This is a genomic window from Streptomyces sp. NRRL S-1022, assembly GCF_000720135.1.
In the GTDB taxonomy this organism is placed as follows: Bacteria; Actinomycetota; Actinomycetes; order Streptomycetales; family Streptomycetaceae; genus Streptomyces.
The window spans coordinates 1-211 of the sequence record NZ_JOIU01000222.1; the positions used below are offsets into that span (position 1 = coordinate 1).

At 71.6% G+C, this 211-nt stretch carries 1 protein-coding gene; it reads right to left on the reverse strand.

Annotation, left to right across the window (positions count from 1 at the left end; genetic code table 11):
- The coding region (locus tag IG05_RS43435) for an acyltransferase domain-containing protein (RefSeq protein WP_037816127.1) at positions 1–211 on the reverse strand (211 nt) is incomplete at both ends.

The window sequence follows — 211 nt, forward strand, 5'->3', positions numbered from 1 at the left end:
CAAGTCGGTCAGCAACTGCTCGCGGATCGCCTCGACCTGGCCGGAGTGGGCGGCGTAGTTCACCGGCAGGCGGCGGGCGCGGATGCCGTCGGCCTCACAGGCCGCCAGCAGGTCGTCCAACGCGTCCAGATCACCCGACACGACGACCGAACCGGGAGCATTGACCACCGCCACGGTCAGCCGGCCGTCCCAGCCGGCCACGAACTCGGCG